Annotated in this window: 14 protein-coding genes; 9 read left to right on the top strand and 5 right to left on the bottom strand. The window is 72.2% G+C overall.

Translation table 11 applies throughout. The features are described from left to right. Positions 1-450 precede the first annotated feature (450 nt). Complete coding sequence (locus ACF08N_RS31550) at positions 451-900, top strand: PTS glucose transporter subunit IIA (RefSeq protein ID WP_392328133.1); 450 nt, start codon at positions 451-453, stop codon at positions 898-900. A gap of 76 nt (positions 901-976) precedes the next feature. Continuing rightward, the gene (gene ptsP / locus ACF08N_RS31555) at positions 977-2647 is read left to right on the top strand and encodes a phosphoenolpyruvate--protein phosphotransferase (RefSeq protein WP_392328134.1); all 1671 of its coding nucleotides are present in this window, start codon (positions 977-979) and stop codon (positions 2645-2647) included. A 72-nt stretch (positions 2648-2719) separates the two neighbouring features. Here the strand turns inward: ptsP and ACF08N_RS31560 are convergent, their stop codons facing one another. Both ACF08N_RS31560 and ACF08N_RS31565 read right to left on the bottom strand, forming a co-directional pair. Beyond that, entirely contained in the window at positions 2720-3628 is a 909-nt protein-coding gene (locus tag ACF08N_RS31560; RefSeq protein WP_392328135.1) for a hypothetical protein, read from the bottom strand. A 113-nt stretch (positions 3629-3741) separates the two neighbouring features. After that, on the bottom strand, positions 3742-5718 hold the full coding sequence (locus ACF08N_RS31565) for an acetoacetate--CoA ligase (RefSeq protein ID WP_392328136.1): 1977 nt from the start codon (positions 5716-5718) through the stop codon (positions 3742-3744). A gap of 227 nt (positions 5719-5945) precedes the next feature. Here ACF08N_RS31565 and ACF08N_RS31570 point away from each other — a divergent pair, with 227 nt between their 5' ends. Continuing rightward, on the top strand, positions 5946-8366 hold the full coding sequence (locus tag ACF08N_RS31570; RefSeq protein ID WP_392328137.1) for a glycoside hydrolase family 31 protein: 2421 nt from the start codon (positions 5946-5948) through the stop codon (positions 8364-8366). Between the two features lie 104 nt (positions 8367-8470). Here ACF08N_RS31570 and ACF08N_RS31575 read toward each other — a convergent pair whose 3' ends face one another. Next, positions 8471-9001 (bottom strand): NUDIX domain-containing protein, encoded by a 531-nt coding sequence (locus ACF08N_RS31575; RefSeq protein WP_392328138.1) that lies wholly within the window; start codon positions 8999-9001, stop codon positions 8471-8473. A 39-nt stretch (positions 9002-9040) separates the two neighbouring features. Between ACF08N_RS31575 and ACF08N_RS31580 the strand changes: the two genes are divergently transcribed. The 6 genes from ACF08N_RS31580 (at position 9041) to glpK (ending at position 14703) form a co-directional block, all read left to right on the top strand. Next, entirely contained in the window at positions 9041-9856 is an 816-nt protein-coding gene (locus ACF08N_RS31580) for a M15 family metallopeptidase (protein ID WP_392328139.1), read from the top strand. A gap of 31 nt (positions 9857-9887) precedes the next feature. Then, positions 9888-10235, top strand: coding sequence for an Mpo1-like protein (locus ACF08N_RS31585; protein WP_392328140.1), 348 nt, complete (start codon positions 9888-9890; stop codon positions 10233-10235). Between the two features lie 63 nt (positions 10236-10298). Further along, the gene (locus ACF08N_RS31590) at positions 10299-10742 is read left to right on the top strand and encodes a Zn-ribbon domain-containing OB-fold protein (RefSeq protein WP_392328141.1); all 444 of its coding nucleotides are present in this window, start codon (positions 10299-10301) and stop codon (positions 10740-10742) included. Then, a complete protein-coding gene (locus tag ACF08N_RS31595; RefSeq protein ID WP_392328142.1) occupies positions 10739-11929 on the top strand; it encodes a lipid-transfer protein in 1191 nt (396 codons plus the stop codon). The genes ACF08N_RS31590 and ACF08N_RS31595 overlap by 4 nt, the downstream gene beginning before the upstream one ends. A gap of 443 nt (positions 11930-12372) precedes the next feature. Next, a complete protein-coding gene (locus ACF08N_RS31600; protein ID WP_392328143.1) occupies positions 12373-13134 on the top strand; it encodes an MIP/aquaporin family protein in 762 nt (253 codons plus the stop codon). 54 nt (positions 13135-13188) lie between these two features. After that, positions 13189-14703 (top strand): glycerol kinase GlpK, encoded by a 1515-nt coding sequence (gene glpK / locus ACF08N_RS31605; protein ID WP_392328144.1) that lies wholly within the window; start codon positions 13189-13191, stop codon positions 14701-14703. Between the two features lie 159 nt (positions 14704-14862). On the opposite strand, the gene ACF08N_RS31610 is transcribed toward glpK, so the two are convergent. Together ACF08N_RS31610 and ACF08N_RS31615 are read right to left on the bottom strand one after the other, a co-directional pair. After that, on the bottom strand, positions 14863-15468 hold the full coding sequence (locus tag ACF08N_RS31610) for an ATP/GTP-binding protein (protein WP_392328145.1): 606 nt from the start codon (positions 15466-15468) through the stop codon (positions 14863-14865). Continuing rightward, positions 15449-15853, bottom strand: coding sequence for a DUF742 domain-containing protein (locus ACF08N_RS31615; protein WP_392328146.1), 405 nt, complete (start codon positions 15851-15853; stop codon positions 15449-15451). Before ACF08N_RS31615 ends, ACF08N_RS31610 begins: the two co-directional genes overlap by 20 nt. Positions 15854-15859 lie beyond the last annotated feature (6 nt).

The raw sequence follows: 15859 nt of genomic DNA on the forward strand, positions 1-15859 counted from the left end.
ATCTCCCGAGGGAGACGGGGTATCAACATATCTGGCGTTGATTTTTGGCACGCTGTTGAGTTCTCAAGGAACGGACGCTTCCTTTGTACTCACCCGCAGAACATTCTCTGGGGCTTTCCTCCGGGCGCTTCCCTTCGGTGTTTCCAACACTATCAGGCTTTCCCGCTCCCCCTGACCACCACCCTGCGGACAGCAGTGGTTTAGACCAGTTAGGATCTCGGCTTGATAGCGCTGCCGACCCCCGACTCGATGTCGCGTTGGGGCCAGGCAGGGGTACGACAGTACAGGTCGGCCGCAGACGAGGCAAATCGTTTGTGGTGCTCCCCTAGGTCCGTCAACTGGTAGCTGTCATGCGGAACTAGGACTTCATATGACATACCCTGCAGAACAGTGCGTCGTCGGGTACAAGCCGTGACGGCGCAGCAGGAAATCCCCGCCCTGGGAGGCTCCATGACCACAGTGACGTCCCCTCTCGCCGGACGGGCCATCGGGCTCGCGGCCGTGCCCGATCCCGTGTTCTCCGGCGCGATGGTCGGTCCTGGGACTGCCATCGATCCCGAGCGCGGGGCTTCGGAGGCCGTCTCCCCCGTCGCGGGCATCGTCGTCTCGCTCCACCCGCACGCGTTTGTGGTCGTCGACGACGAGGGGCACGGCGTACTGACGCACCTCGGCATCGACACCGTGCAGCTCAACGGTGAAGGGTTCGAACTGCTTGTCAGCAAGGGCGACACCGTGCAGCGCGGACAGGCTGTGGTCCGGTGGGACCCTGCGGCCGTCGAGGCAGCCGGGAAGTCGCCGATCTGTCCGGTCGTGGCGCTCGAGGCCACTCCCGACTCCCTCTCCGACGTCCGTGAGGACGGCGACGTGAAGTCCGGCGACAGCCTCTTCGGCTGGCAGTGACCGCCGCACGCCGGTGACGGCGAGTTCGACATCGACCGCGGCGGCACGGATCGCCGCTCAATCGGAGACGGGTGACATGGAGACAACGCTGCGAGGCGTCGGCGTGAGCCACGGGGTGGCGATCGGCGAGGTGCGGCACATGGGCACGGCGGTTCTCGAGCCGCCGGCCAAGCAGATACCGGCTGAGGACGCCGGGCGGGAGCAGGGGCGGGCGCGTAAGGCGGTCGAGGCCGTGGCCGCCGATCTGATCGCCCGGGGCAATCTCGCCGGCGGCGAGGCGCAGGCCGTGCTCGAGGCGCAGGCCATGATGGCGCAGGACCCCGAGCTGATGGCGGACGTGGAGCGTCGGATCGCCGTCGGCAGCACGGCCGAGCGTGCCGTGTACGACGCGTTCGCCGCCTACCGTGCTCTGCTGGCGGGTGCCGGTGAGTATCTGGCCGGGCGGGTCGCGGACCTGGACGACGTACGGAACCGGATCGTGGCCCGGCTGCTCGGGGTGCCGATGCCGGGTGTGCCGGACAGTGACGAGCCGTACGTCCTGATCGCGCGTGACCTGGCGCCGGCGGACACCGCGCTGCTGGACCCGGCGCTCGTGCTCGGTTTCGTGACCGAGGAGGGCGGGCCGACGAGTCACAGCGCGATCCTGGCGCGGGCGCTGGGCGTCCCCGCCGTCGTGGCTCTGCCGGGCGCCGGTGAGCTGGCCGAGGGCACGCTCATCGCGGTGGACGGCAGCACGGGAGAGATCTTCGTCGAGCCGAGCGCCGCGAAGCGGGCCGAGATGGAGCGGGCCGCCGCCGAGCGCAAGGCCGCTCTTGCGGCGTCGAGCGGTCCGGGTGCCACGTCGGACGGGCACAAGGTGCCGCTGCTGGCGAACGTGGGCGGTCCCGCGGACGTGCCGGCGGCGGTGGATGCCGGTGCCGAGGGCGTCGGTCTTTTCCGTACCGAGTTCCTCTTCCTCGACGACAGCAAGCAGGCGCCGTCGGAGGAGAAGCAGGTCCAGGCGTACCGCCAGGTGCTCGAGGCGTTCCCCGAGGGGCGGGTCGTGGTGCGCGTCCTCGACGCGGGTGCCGACAAGCCGCTCGACTTCCTGACGCCCGCCGACGAGCCGAACCCGGCGCTGGGTGTGCGCGGGCTGCGCTCGCTGCTGGACCACCCGGAGGTGCTGCGGACGCAGCTGTCCGCGCTGTCGAAGGCGGCGCAGGGTCTGCCCGTGTACCTGGAGGTCATGGCGCCGATGGTGGCGGACCGTACGGACGCCAAGGCGTTCGCGGATGCGTGCCGGGAGGCGGGGCTGCAGGCGAAGTTCGGGGCGATGGTGGAGATCCCGTCCGCCGCGCTGCGGGCGCGGGCGATCCTGCAGGAGGTCGAGTTCCTGTCGCTGGGGACCAACGACCTCGCCCAGTACACGTTCGCCGCCGACCGTCAGGTGGGTGCGGTCTCGCGGCTGCAGGACCCGTGGCAGCCGGCGCTGCTGGATCTGGTGGCGCTGGCCGCGGAGGCCGCGAAGGCCGAGGCGAAGAGCTGTGGTGTGTGCGGTGAGGCGGCCTCCGATCCGCTGCTCGCGTGTGTGCTGACGGGTCTGGGTGTCACGTCGCTGTCGATGGGCGCCGCGTCCATTCCTTACGTACGGGCGACGCTGGCGAAGTACACGCTCGCTCAGTGCGAGCGGGCCGCGGCGGCGGCCCGGGCTGCCGACACCGCCGAGGAGGCGCGACTGGCCGCCCAGGCGGTGCTGTCCGGCGAGTAGTCGTCGGCCGGGTCTGGAGAAGGGGGCTTTCCGCCAGGTGGCGGGAGGCCCCCTTCGCCGTTCGTCGGCCGGTCAGTGGTGGGCGTCCGGGTCGTCGGTGGTGACGGGGAAGCCGGCGCAGTATTCGACGCCGGGTTCGGGCGACAGCGGCTCGCCGGTGGCGGCGTCGGTGCAGTAGGCGCTGAAGACCTCTCCGGCGGTGAGCGGGATCAGCCGTCCGTGGTCGAGGCGCCAGCCGTGGAGGTGGTCCGGGCTGCCGGGGCTGCTGGTGCGCAGGACGACTCCGCCGGTGGTTTCGAGCGCGATTCCCGCCGCGAGGACGGTGACGAATTCGGCGCCTTCGTCGGCGTCGAGCTCGGCGGAGGACGTGGCGGACCCTTGGGCGTGCAGCACGGCGATGAGCTGTTCGTCGGGGCCGGGGACGCTGCATACGAGGTGGTGCGTGCCGGGTCCGGCGACTTCGAGGAGTCTCATGAGGATCCGGGACGCCCGGTCGAACGCGGAGCGTCCGATGTCCTGGCCGCAGTCGGCGCAGGCGCCGAGGTCGGCGAGCAGCAGGGTCGCGTACTGCCAGGTGGCCTGGCGGACGGCCTTGTTGATGAGCCGGGGCAGCAGCTCGGCCAGGGGCTGTCCGGTGTAGGGCACGGTGGGGCCGCGGCTGGCGAGCTCGGCGGTGAAGCGGCTGCGGGCCTCCGCGGTGTCGGCGTCGAGGCCGGTCTCGGTGCAGAACTCCGCGTATTCGTCGGGGTCGAAGAGGGCGATCGTCGTGTGCAGTTGCCGGGTGGCGAGCGTCTTCAGCAGGTGCTCGGCCTGGCGGAGGTAGGTGGTGTGGTCGTCGAAGGTGAAGCTGCGGTAGCGGCGCATCGCGGTGAAGTCGCGGGCGTCGGCGAGGATGCCGACGGTGCTGGGGACTTCGCGGCGCAGGGTGCGCCGCATCGATGCGTGGGTGCCGGGCCGCTTGGACCTGCTGGTGTGCGCCATGCTGATTTCCCCCTGAGCGCTGTTGGTCACTGCTCACTCACGGTAGGTGGTGGCACTGACAACGGCGGCCGGGCGTCCCGGGCGCCGCCCGTCGGCGGCGCCCGGGCGGGGGACTACCTGCGGGAGCGGGCCAGTTCCTCGTAGAAGCGCAGGAGTTCGAGGTTGTCGACCGATCCCGGGTTGACCGCCTTTTCCAGCGCCGTGCCCTGGAGGAGGCGCTTGACGGGGACCTCGATGCGCTTGCCGGTGAGGGTGTGGGGCACGCCGGGGACCTCGATGATGTCGTCGGGGACGTGGCGCGGCGAGAGGTTTTCGCGGATGGTGCGCTTGATGCGGTCCCTGAGGGCGTCGTCGAGTGCGGCGCCTTCGGCGAGGTGGACGAACAGGGGCATCCAGTAGCCGCCGTCCGGTTCCTCCAGTCCGATGACGAGGGACTCGCGGATCTCCGGCAGGCGTTCGACCGCCTCGTAGATGTCGGCGGATCCCATCCGTACGCCCTGGCGGTTCAGGGTGGAGTCGGAGCGGCCGTGGATGACGACGGAGCCGGTTTCGCTGATGGTGATCCAGTCCCCGTGCCGCCAGACGCCGGGGTACATCTCGAAGTAGCTGTCGCGGTAGCGGCTGCCGTCGGGGTCGTTCCAGAACCGGATGGGCATGGAGGGCATGGGGTTGGTGACGACGAGTTCGCCGACCTCGCCGATGAGCGGCTTGCCCTGGGGGTCCCAGGACTGGAGGTCCGTGCCGAGGCAGGCGGCCTGGAGTTCGCCGATGTGGACGGGGAGGGTGGGGACCGCGCCGGCGAAGCAGCTGCAGACGTCGGTGCCGCCGCTGACGGAGGCGATCCAGACGTCGTCGGCCAGCTCGTCGTGGAGCCAGCGGAAGCCGTCGGGCGGCAGGGGGGATCCCGTGGTGGCGACGCAGGCGACCTTGGAGAGGTCGTGGTCGCGGGCGGGGTGGACGCCGGCTTTGGCGCAGGCCATGACGTAGGCGGCGGAGGTGCCGAAGAGGGTGGCGCCGGTGCGTTCGGCGACGCTCCACTGGGCGCCGGTGGTGGGATGGCCGGGGCTGCCGTCGTAGAGGACGACGGTGGTGCCGGTGAGCAGGCCGGAGACGAGGAAGTTCCACATCATCCAGCCGGTGGAGGTGTACCAGAAGAACCGGTCGCCGGGGCCGAGGTCGCAGTGGAGGCCGAGCTGCTTGAAGTGTTCGAGGAGGATGCCGCCCTGGGACTGGACGATGGCCTTGGGCAGTCCGGTGGTGCCGGAGGAGTACAGGACCCACAGCGGGTGGTCGAAGGGGACCTGCTCGAAGACCGGGTGGGCGTCGCCGGCGGTGACGGCGGACCAGTCAAGGGCGCCGTCCGGGGCCTCCGTGCCGAGCAGGGGGATGTGGACGACGGCGCGCAGGGTGGGCAGTGCGCGGCGGAGCTCGGCGACGGTCTCGGTGCGGTCGTGTTCCTTGCCGCCGTAGCGGTAGCCGTCGACGGTGAAGAGGACGACCGGTTCGACCTGCTGGAAGCGGTCGAGGACGCTGCGTGCGCCGAAGTCGGGGGCGCAGGAGGTCCATACGGCGCCGACTGCCGCGGTGGCGAGCAGGGCGGTGACGGCCTGGGGGATGTTGGGCAGGTATCCGCTGACGCGGTCGCCGGGGCGTACGCCGAGGGCGCGCAGTTCGGCGGCGAGTGCGCCGACCTGGCGGCGGAGCTCGGTCCAGCTGATGGGCGTGGGCTCATGTGTCTCGTCCACATGCAGCAGCGCGGGGTCGTGTGCCCGGGCAGGGTCTTCGGCGGTGCGCAGGGCGTGTTCCGCGTAGTTGAGGGTGGCGCCGGGGAACCACTGGGCGCCGGGCATCGACCGGTCGCCGAGTACGCGCTCGTACGGGGTGGAGAAGCGGATGTCGAACCAGTCGGCGACGGCACTCCAGAACGTCTCGAGCTCGTCGACGGACCAGCGGTGCAGCGCCGGGTAGCCGCCCTCGGCCGGTGCTCCGTAGCGCTCGGCGGCCCAGGACTGGAAGTGGGTGACGCGGGCGGCCGCGATGCGGTCGGCGTCGGGCTGCCAGAGCGGGGCGGATTTCGCTGCTGAGGTCATGGGTCGGCTCCCGGGCTTTCTCTACGCGGTCGGTGCGCGGTGTCTGCGCGGCCCGCGGGCGGGCGGGGTGTGCGCGGACGCGGGCTGACAGGGACGATGCCATGTGATCGTCTTTCGCACCAGGGCTCCCCGCCCATGGTCGGCGGAGCGCATATGTGCTCCCACCACGGGTGAACGGCAGTTGAACACGGTCTCTGATCCCTCGGGCGGGTGGCAGGGTGATCCGCATGGACGGTCGTGACCTGGTGCGCTCGGTGAGGAATGTCGGCTCGGTTCAGGGGCTGCGGGCGGCGCGCTCCGCGTGGCGCCGGGGCCGGGCGGATGCGCGGGAACTGCCGGCCAGGGGTGCGGAGCGCGCCCGGGTGCCGGGGGCGGCGGTGGTGGCGCAGCCGCTGCCGGGCGGCGGGGTCGTCCGGTTCGCCCGTTCCGAGCTGCGCATCGTGGTCGCGACGGGCGGGGCGGTGTTCCGGGGCTGGGACGGCGCGGAGCCGCTGCCGTCGTACGGGCTGGCCGGGCCGCCTCCGGAGCCCGATCTGCGGGCCGGTCTGGAACCGGACAAGGACGGCGGCTGGCGGGTGGTCTCGGAGCGGGTGACCGTCGAGGTGTCCCGGCACGGCGCGGTGGAGATCCGTACTCCGGGCGGCGTGGTCCTTCGCCGGGATCTGCCGCCGCGCTGGTGGGAGCCGGCCGGGGGCGGCGGTCCGGCGCGCTGGGTGCAGCGCAGCGAGGTCGGCGCCGACGCGCGGGTGTTCGGTCTGGGCGGCCGTGGCTCGGGGCTGCGGCTGCACGGGGGGACGTACGCGCTGTGGAACCGCGGTCCCGGCGGGGGCGCCGGGCCGGAGGGGGATGCTCCGCACATCACGATGCCCGTGCAGATGGTGGTCGCCGATGCCGGGACGCATCTGGCGTTCCACGACACGTCGTGGGGCGGGCGGGTCACGGTGCGGGAGGGTGAGGAGGGTGCGGGCTCGGGGCACGACCGGCCGGGAGCCGTCGAGCTGCGGATGGACGGCGGGCCGCTGCGCAGCTGGGTGCTGGTGGGCACTCCGGCGCGGGTGATGAGTGGTTTCGCGCAGCTCACGGGTGCTCCCGCGCTGCCGCCTTCATGGGCGCTCGGGCTTCAGCACGCGGGCGGTGGGGCGGACGACGAGCAGGCGGTGCGGCGCCTGGTGGCCGCGTACCGGGAGCGGGGGCTGCCCTTGTCGGCGGTGCATCTCGGCGCGGGCGGTGGGCGTCCGGCGGACCCGGGCGGGCCGGGTCGTCGCGGGACCGGCCCTGTCCGCGGCGGACCGGCCGCGGATGCGGCGGGGTCGTTCGGCGTGGACGAGGCGCGGTTCCCGGATCTGCCCGCGCTGGCGAAGGATCTGCGGGAGGACGGGGTGCGGCTGGTCCGTGTCGTCGGTCCGACCGTCGCGGCGCGGCCGGGGGACGAGGTGTACGAGGCCGGGGTGCGCGCGGGGGCGTTCGTGCGGGACGCGCGCGGCGGTGAGGTCCGTGGCGTGGCGGCCCCGGGCGACCGCGTGCATCCGGACTTCACGGATCCGCGAACCCGGATGTGGTGGGGGGAACTGTACGGCGAGCTGGTGGACCAGGGCTTCTCGGGGATGTGGCACGAGTCGGACGGGCCGTGGGCCGCGTCGCTGTTCGGCGCCATGGCTCTGCCGCGTTCGGCCCGGCATGTGCTGGAGGGGCGTGGCGGGGACCATCGGGAGGCACACAACGTGGGCGGGCTGGCGATGGCGCGCGCCGCGTACGAGGGCCTGTGCCGGGTGCGTCCCGAGGAGCGGCCGTTCCTCGTCTCCGGCTCCGGCTGGACCGGGGTGCAGCGGTACGGCGGTGTGTGGGCCGGGCCGGTGCCGGAGGGGTGGCCGGGACTGCGTGCCTCGCTGGCGATGGTGCTGGGGCTCGGGGTGTGCGGGGTGCCGTTCGCGGGGGCGGAGGCGGGGCCCGTTCCCGGCATGCCGGCGGAGCTGTATCTGCGCCGGCTCCAACTGGCCGCGTATCTCCCGTTGCTGCGCACGGGGGCGACGGGCGAGCGGACGCGGGACGCGGAGCCGTGGGAGTTCGGGTCCGAGGTGCTGGCGCATGCGAGGGCGGTGCTGCGGGAGCGGGAGCGGCTGCGGCCGTATCTGGTCGGTCTTGCGCAGCTGGCGCGGCTGACCGGTGCGCCGTACGCCCGGCCGCTGTGGTGGGGCTGTCCCGAGGACCGGGTGCTGCGGGACTGCGAGGACGCGTTCCTGCTGGGCGACTCGCTGCTGGTGGCGCCGGTGCTGGAGCCCGGGGCGGACCGGCGGGCGGTGCGGCTGCCGCGGGGGCGCTGGTACGACACGGCGACGGGCCGTGCGTACGAGGGCCCGGCCCAGGTGCTGGTGGACGCCCCGGTGTCCCGGATCCCCGTGCTGGCGCGGGCGGGGACGGTGCTCGCGGTGCAGGACGGGGACGGCCGGGTGGAGCTGGAGGCGTGGGCGCCCGCCGCCGGGCGCAAGGGCGGTGGTCTGGTGGTGCGCGACACCGGTGAGGGCTGGGCGCTGTCGCGGATCGAGCGGTACGCGACGCGTCTGGTGGACGGCCGTGTGGTGGTGGAGCGGGTCACGGACGAGGGTCGGGTGGCGGTCGAGGAGCCGGTGCGGGTGCGCGGGCTCGACTGAGGTCTCGGCTGACGCGGGGCCGGTGCGGGTGCGCGCGCTCGACTGACGGCGGGGCCGGTGCGGGTACGGGGCTCGACTGACGTCTCGGCTGACGGCGGCGCCGCTCAGCACCGTGTGTACGAGCCCCTGAACCAGTTGGCGGCCGCGACGGTGTGGAGGGGGAAGGCCAGCTCGGCGGGGCCGCGCAGCAGGTGCCAGCCGTCGGTCTCCTCGGTGGGCCGGGGCGGTGGCAGCGCGGCCGAGGGGCGGGCGGGCAGCAGTCCGAAGAGCAGCAGGTGCCCGGCCGGCGAGCTGAGTGCGTCGGCGAGGCGCACCTCGTGCTGCGGCGCCTCGATGCCGGTCTCCTCGGCGAGTTCGCGCACGACCGCGTGCCGCCAGTCCTCGCTGTGGTCGATGAAGCCGCCGGGCAGTGCGGTGCCGCCGCGGGCGGGTTCGATGGTGCGGGTGATGACGACGAGTCCCGTGCCCCGGTCGTCGTAGGCGGGCAGCAGGGCGACGGCGACGGGCAGGGGGTTGCGGTACGCGGTCTCACCGCAGGCGGGGCAGGTGCGGGGCCAGCCGACTGGAGAGCCGTACGGCGCTCCGCAGTGGCCGCAGTGGGAGTCCTTGGACACGGGCGGACTGTATCCGATCACTCTTTCCCGCCACGGCGGGAAGTGATAAACGGTGTGCGCATGACTCGACTTGGTTCCGCTTTCCGCGCTCTGACCGTGGCGGCCGCCGGGCTGCTCGCCGTCGCACCGGCCGCCCCCGTCGCTCAGGCGACTCCCGAACCGAAGGCGCCGCGGGAGTTCGTGTCGCTGCGCTCGGTCGCGCCGACGATCATCGAGGAGATGCGCTACACGACGGACCACAACTTCGTCGGCGTGCCCGTCGACGGGTATCGCCGGCCGCTGTGCATCCTGACCAGGCCGGCCGCCGAGGCGCTGGCCCGGGCGCAGTCCCAGCTGCTGCGGCAGGGCTACTCGCTGAAGGTGTACGACTGCTACCGGCCGCAGCGGGCGGTCGACCACTTCGTGCGCTGGGCGAAGGACCTCGACGACGAGGCGATGAAGCAGGAGTTCTACCCGCGGGTCGACAAGTCGCGTCTGTTCGCGGACGGTTACATCGCGGAGAAGTCCGGGCACAGCCGGGGCAGCACGGTGGACCTGACGATCGTGAAGCTGCCCGCCGAGCCGACCCGGGCGTATGAGCCGGGCGAGCCTCTGACGGCGTGCTACGCGCCGCAGTCCGAGCGCTTCCCGGACAACTCCGTCGACATGGGCACCGGTTACGACTGCTTCGACACGCTGTCGCACACCGACGATCCCCGGACGACCGCGGCCCAGCGCGCCAACCGCCAGTTGCTGAAGGGGACTCTGGCCGCGCAGGGGTTCGTGAATCTGCCGGAGGAGTGGTGGCACTTCACGTACAAGCCGGAGCCGTTCCCGGACACGTACTTCGACTTCCCGGTGGCGCGGCGCTCGGTCGCGGGGCACCGGGCGGGCTGACGCGGGAGCGCCGGGCCGTTACGGTGCGGTCATGGCGCAGCAGACGTTCGATACGTACGAGGAGTTCTGGCCGTACTACGTGGCGATGCACTCGCGGGCCGCTACTCGATGGGTGCATGTGGCGGGCACCCTGGCGGGGCTCGCGATCAGTGTGTACGGCCTGGCACGGGGGCGGCTGCGGTACGCGGCCGCCCTCCCGCTGATCGGTTACGGGACGGCCTGGCCGGCCCATTTCCTCATCGAGAAGAACAACCCGGCCACGTTCGGGCATCCGGCCTGGTCGCTGCGCGGTGACGCGCAGATGATCCGGATGATGGTGGCGGGCCGGGACGGGGAGCTGGCGGAGATCGCCGCCAAGTGGCTCGCCGAGAACCGCTGACGGTCCCGGCCCGGCATGGCACACTTCTGACGATCCGTCAGTTCTCTGTGCCGGGGAGGGGTCGTGACACGCACACCCGTGGTGGCCCGATGGTTCACCGACCAGGGCGGTGAGGAGGACTTCCGGCTGCTGGGCACGCGGTGCACCGCCTGTGCGTCGGTCTTCTTCCCCCGCGAGGACGCGTTCTGCCGCAACCCGGCCTGCGAGGGCGGCGAGCCGGTCGAGGTGCCGCTGTCCAAGCGGGGCACGGTGTGGTCGTACACCGACAGCCGCTACCGGCCCCCGGCGCCCTACGTCTTCGACCCGGACGCCCCATGGCGGCCGTACACCCTGGTCGCCGTGGAGCTCGCGGCCGAGCGGATGATCGTCCTCGGCCGGGCGGCACCCGGCATCACCCCCCGCGACCTCGCCGTCGGGATGGAGGTCGAGGTCGTGCCGGGCGTGCTGGACGAGGGCGACGGCACCGGCCCGGCCACCTGGCACTGGTGTCCTGTGGCGGCGTCGTGAGCGGGGACGTGGCCGTGCTCGGTGCCGGTATGCACCCGTGGGGCAAGTGGGGACACGGCTTCGTCCGGTACGGAATTGCCGCTGCGCGGGCGGCGCTCGCCGACGCGGGTGTCGAGTGGCGGCGTGTGCGGTCGGTGGTCGGCGCGGCCACCGTGCGCGGCGGCTACCCGGGTCATGTGGCGGGCTCGGCGTTCGCGCAGGCCCTCGGCTGGCAGGGGGCGAAGGTCACCAGCGTGTACGCGGCCTGCGCCTCGGGCGCGCAGGCGATCGCCGCGGCACGCGCGCAGATCCTCGCCGGGCAGGCGGACGTGGTGCTGGTCGTGGGCTCGGAGTCGGCGCCGAAGGGATTCTTCGCGCCTGCGGGCGGCGAGCGTCCCGACGACCCGGACTGGCTGCGCTTCCGGGTGCTGGGAGCGACCAACCCCGCCTACTTCGGTCTGTACGCCCGGCGCCGTATGGCCGTCCACGGGGACACGCCGGAGGACTTCGCGCTGGTCAAGGTGAAGAACGCCGCCGCGGGCGCGCTCAATCCGTACGCCCGCTACCGCAAGGCCGTCACGGCCGAGGAGGTGGCCGCCTCCGCGGTGGTCGCCGATCCGCTGCGGCTGCTCGACATCTGCGCGACCTCGGACGGGGGCGCGGCGCTGGTGCTGTCGAGCATGGACTTCGCCCGCCGGCACGGGGTGGTCGATCCGGTGCGCGTCCGCGCGGTCTCCACCGTCACCCCGGTCTATCCGCGCGCTGCGCTCGACCTGCCGGACATCGCGACGGACTCGGCGGTCGCGGTGTGCCCTCCCCCGCTCTCCTTCCGGGCGTCGATCGCGCGAGCCGCGTACGAGGAGGCGGGGATCGGTCCGGAGGACCTCTCGCTTGCCGAGGTGTACGACCTGTCCACGGCCCTCGAACTGCAGTGGTACGAGGACATCGGGCTCTGCGCGGAGGGCGGGGGCGCGGCGCTGCTGCGGGCCGGGGTCACGTCCCCGGGCGGGCGGGTGCCGGTCAACCCGAGCGGGGGGCTGGCCTCCTTCGGCGAGGCCGTGCCCGCCCAGGCCATCGCCCAGGTGTGCGAGCTGACCTGGCAGCTGCGCGGCACGGCGGGAGCACGGCAGGTGCCGGGCGCCCGTGTCGGGATCACGGCGAACCAGGGGCTGTTCGGGCACGGTTCGGCGGTCGTGGCCGTGCGCTAAGGGCGGCCGGCTCCTGACGTCCCCGCCTGCCCGGGGGGTGTCCGGCTCTTCGTGTTCCCGCCCCCAGGGGCTGTCCGGCTCCTGAACGCTTCCGTCCCCAGGGCCTGTCCGGCTCTTGACGTTCCCGCCCGCCACGGCCTGTCCGGCTCCCGGCGTTACCGCCTCCCCAGACCCGTCCCGCTCTTGACGTTCCAGCCCGCCGTGTCCAGCGCCCGCCGTGAACTGCGCATGCTGTCCGCGACCTTGACGCCCCAACACGGCAGGGGAAAACTGCCTCCTCATCGGCATCGCCGCACTTCGGCACGCTCACCACGCTCGTCACGGACGCCGGGCGGGCCGGGGATCTCCCCTGCCTCCGGGTCCGCAGCCATGGCACGCCATGGAGCACGCACCCTGCACGGAGGAACGGGGCCGGGCCCCGGGACCAGGGCAAAGGAGCCGCCATGAGCAACGGAGACATATTCCTCGGTGAGGTCATCGGCACCGCGATCCTCATCCTCTTCGGCGCGGGTGTCTGCGCCGCCGTCACACTGCACCACTCCAAGGCAAGGGCAGCCGGCTGGGTCGTCATCGCCTTCGGCTGGGGCTTCGGTGTGCTGGCAGGCGCCTACACCGCGGCTCCCCTGTCCGGCGGGCACCTCAACCCGGCCGTGACCGTCGGCGTCGCCGTCGACACCGGGGACTGGGGCAAGGTGCCGCTCTACATCGCGTCGCAGATGGTGGGCGCGATCATCGGCGCCGTACTCGCCTATCTCGTCTACTACGCCCAGTTCCAGGCGAACGCCGACATCAAGACCGCACAGCCGACACTGGGGATCTTCTCCACCGGCCCGGAGATCCGCAAACCGGCCGCCAACGTCGTCACGGAGATCATCGCCACGGTCGGACTGGTGCTGCCGATCCTCGCCTTCGGGAAGAACGACGGCATCGGAGTGGGCCAGATACCGGGCCAGGACGCCGGAATCTACGGATCCGGCATCTCCATCCTGCTGGTGTCCCTCCTGGTCGTCGGCATCGGCCTGTCCCTCGGCGGACCGACCGGATACGCCATCAACCCGGCCCGCGACCTCGGTCCGCGCATCGTCCACGCCCTGCTGCCGATCCCCAACAAGGGGACGTCCGACTGGGGTTACTCGTGGGTGCCCGTCGCCGGGCCCCTCGTCGGCGGACTGCTGGCGGGCCTGATCTTCAACGCGGCCTTCTAGCCGCATGCCTCCCGGCCTCGGGGCCGCTTCGACAAGGGGACGTAAGGGGACGTCATGACCGACAGGTTCGTCGCCGCTATCGACCAGGGCACCACGTCCAGCCGCTGCATCGTCTTCAACCAGGACGGCGAGATCGTCGCCGTCGACCAGCGCGAACACCGCCAGATCTTCCCCAGGCCCGGCTGGGTCGAGCACGACGCGACCGAGATCTGGTCCAAGGTGCAGGCGGTGGTGGCGGGTGCCCTCGCGAAGGCGGGGCTGCGGGCCGGCCAGCTGAGCGCGCTGGGCATCACCAACCAGCGCGAGACGACGGTCCTGTGGGACCGGGCCACCGGCAAGCCGGTGCACAACGCGATCGTCTGGCAGGACACCCGCACCGCGGCGCTCTGCCGTGAACTCGGCGGCGCGGACGGCCAGGACCGCTTCCGCGACACCACCGGCCTGCCGCTCGCCAGCTACTTCTCCGGGCCCAAGGCCGCGTGGCTGCTGGACAACGTGCCGGGGCTGCGCGCCCGCGCCGAGCGCGGCGAGATCGCCTTCGGCACCATCGACTCCTGGCTGATCTGGAACCTCACCGGCGGCACCGACGGCGGCGTCCACGTCACGGACGTCACCAACGCCTCGCGCACCATGCTGATGGACCTGGAGACCCTGCGCTGGGATCCGGCCATCCTGTCGGCGATGAACGTGCCGGAGGCGATCCTTCCGGAGATCAGGTCGTCCGCCGAGGTGTACGGCACCGCCGTGGGCCAGCTCTCCGGCGTCCCGGTGGCCTCCGCGCTCGGCGACCAGCAGGCCGCCGTCTTCGGCCAGGCGTGCTACGACACCGGTACGGCCAAGAACACGTACGGCACCGGCAGTTTCCTGCTGCTCAACACCGGAAACCGGCCCGTGCCCTCGAAGAGCGGGCTGATCACCACGCTCGGCTACAAGATCGGCGACGAGAACCCCGTGTACTGCCTGGAGGGATCGATCGCGATCACCGGGGCACTGGTGCAGTGGTTCCGCGACCAGCTCGGGATCATCCGGTCGGCAGGCGAGATCGAGACATTGGCCGCGAGCGTCGACGACAACGGCGGCGCGTACATCGTGCCCGCCTTCTCCGGCCTCTACGCGCCCTATTGGCGCTCCGACGCGCGCGGGGTGATCACGGGACTCACCCGGTACGTCACCAAGGCGCACCTGGCGCGGGCCGTGCTGGAGGCGACGAGCTGGCAGACGCGCGAGGTCGTCGACGCGATGTACCAGGACTCCGGCGTGCGGATCACCACGCTGAAGGTCGACGGCGGAATGACCGCCAACAACCTGCTGATGCAGCACCAGGCGGACGTGCTGGCCGTGCCCGTGATCCGGCCGAAGGTCTCCGAGACGACCTGTCTGGGCGCCGCGTACGCGGCCGGCCTCGCGACCGGTGTGTGGTCGGACCTGGACGAACTGAAGGCCCACTGGCGGCGCGACGTGGAGTGGTCGCCGCGGATGGAGGCCGAGGTGCGCGAGCGCGAGTACCACAACTGGCGCAAGGCGGTGGAGAAGAGCTTCGGCTGGGAGGAGGAGCCCGGCGGGAGCTGAGACCGCGCCGGCGGCTCCCGCGCGGACGCCCTGCAGTGCTCACCGAGCGGGACGCACGCTTCAGGCACACCGCGCCGGCGCCCCCCGCGGGACGCCCTTCAGGCGCACGGCCCGTACCCCTGTCGGTGGGGGTACGGGCCGTGTCCTGTGGGTGTGCGGTCAGGTGGTGGCGGGCTCGCGGGCCCGGTCGGCGCGGGCCCACGCGTGTTCCACGACGGCCACCAGGATCTCCTTGACCGACTCGCGTTCGCGCGCGTCGCCGATCAGCAGCGGAACTTCGGCGTCGAGGTCCAGGGCCGCCCGTACGGTCTCCGCGGGATACCGGTTCGCCCCCTCGAAGCAGTTGACGGCGACGGCGAACGGAATGTTCCGGCGCTCGAAGTAGTCGATGGCGGCGAAACAGTCCTCCAGGCGGCGGGTGTCGGCGAGGACGACCGCCCCGAGCGCCCCCTGCGCCAGTTCGTCCCACAGGAACCAGAAGCGGTCCTGTCCAGGAGTGCCGAAGAGGTAGAGCACCAGGTCGTCGCGGAGGGTGATCCGCCCGAAGTCCATGGCGACCGTGGTCGTCGTCTTGCCCTCCACGCCGGAGAGGTCGTCGACGGGCCGCCCCGCCTCGCTGAGCGTCTCCTCGGTGCGCAGGGGTCTGATCTCGCTGACGGCGCCGACCAGGGTGGTCTTGCCGACGCCGAAGCCGCCCGCCACCAGGATCTTCAGAGTCACCGGCTCCGGCGGTGCCTCTCGGCGGCTAGAGCGCCCGAAGGCCATTGATCACCTCGCGCAGAATGCTCACGTCCGGCAGCTCGGCCGGGGGAACGGGACGGGTTACGTGGACGAGTTCGTCGTCGACGAGGTCGCCGACCAGGACCCGCACCACGCCCACGGGCAGGTCCAGTCCGGCGGCGAGCTCGGCGATCGACTGGGGTGTGCCGCCGCAGCGTTCGACGATCTCGACGTGCTCCGGGGACAGCGTCTGGTCGTGACCGGGGTCGGCGGCGGACGCATCGGGCACGACGAGCGCGATCAGATCGAGCCGGTGGCGGCTGTCGTGCGCGGTGCGGCCGCGCGTCATGGCGTACGGACGGACCACGGGACCGGCGTCCGCGTCGATCCAGTGGTGCGAGGTGCGGCTGTTCCGGAGTGAATCACTCATGGCAGC

This window comes from Streptomyces sp. NPDC015127 (assembly GCF_043080095.1).
Lineage (GTDB): Bacteria > Actinomycetota > Actinomycetes > Streptomycetales > Streptomycetaceae > Streptomyces.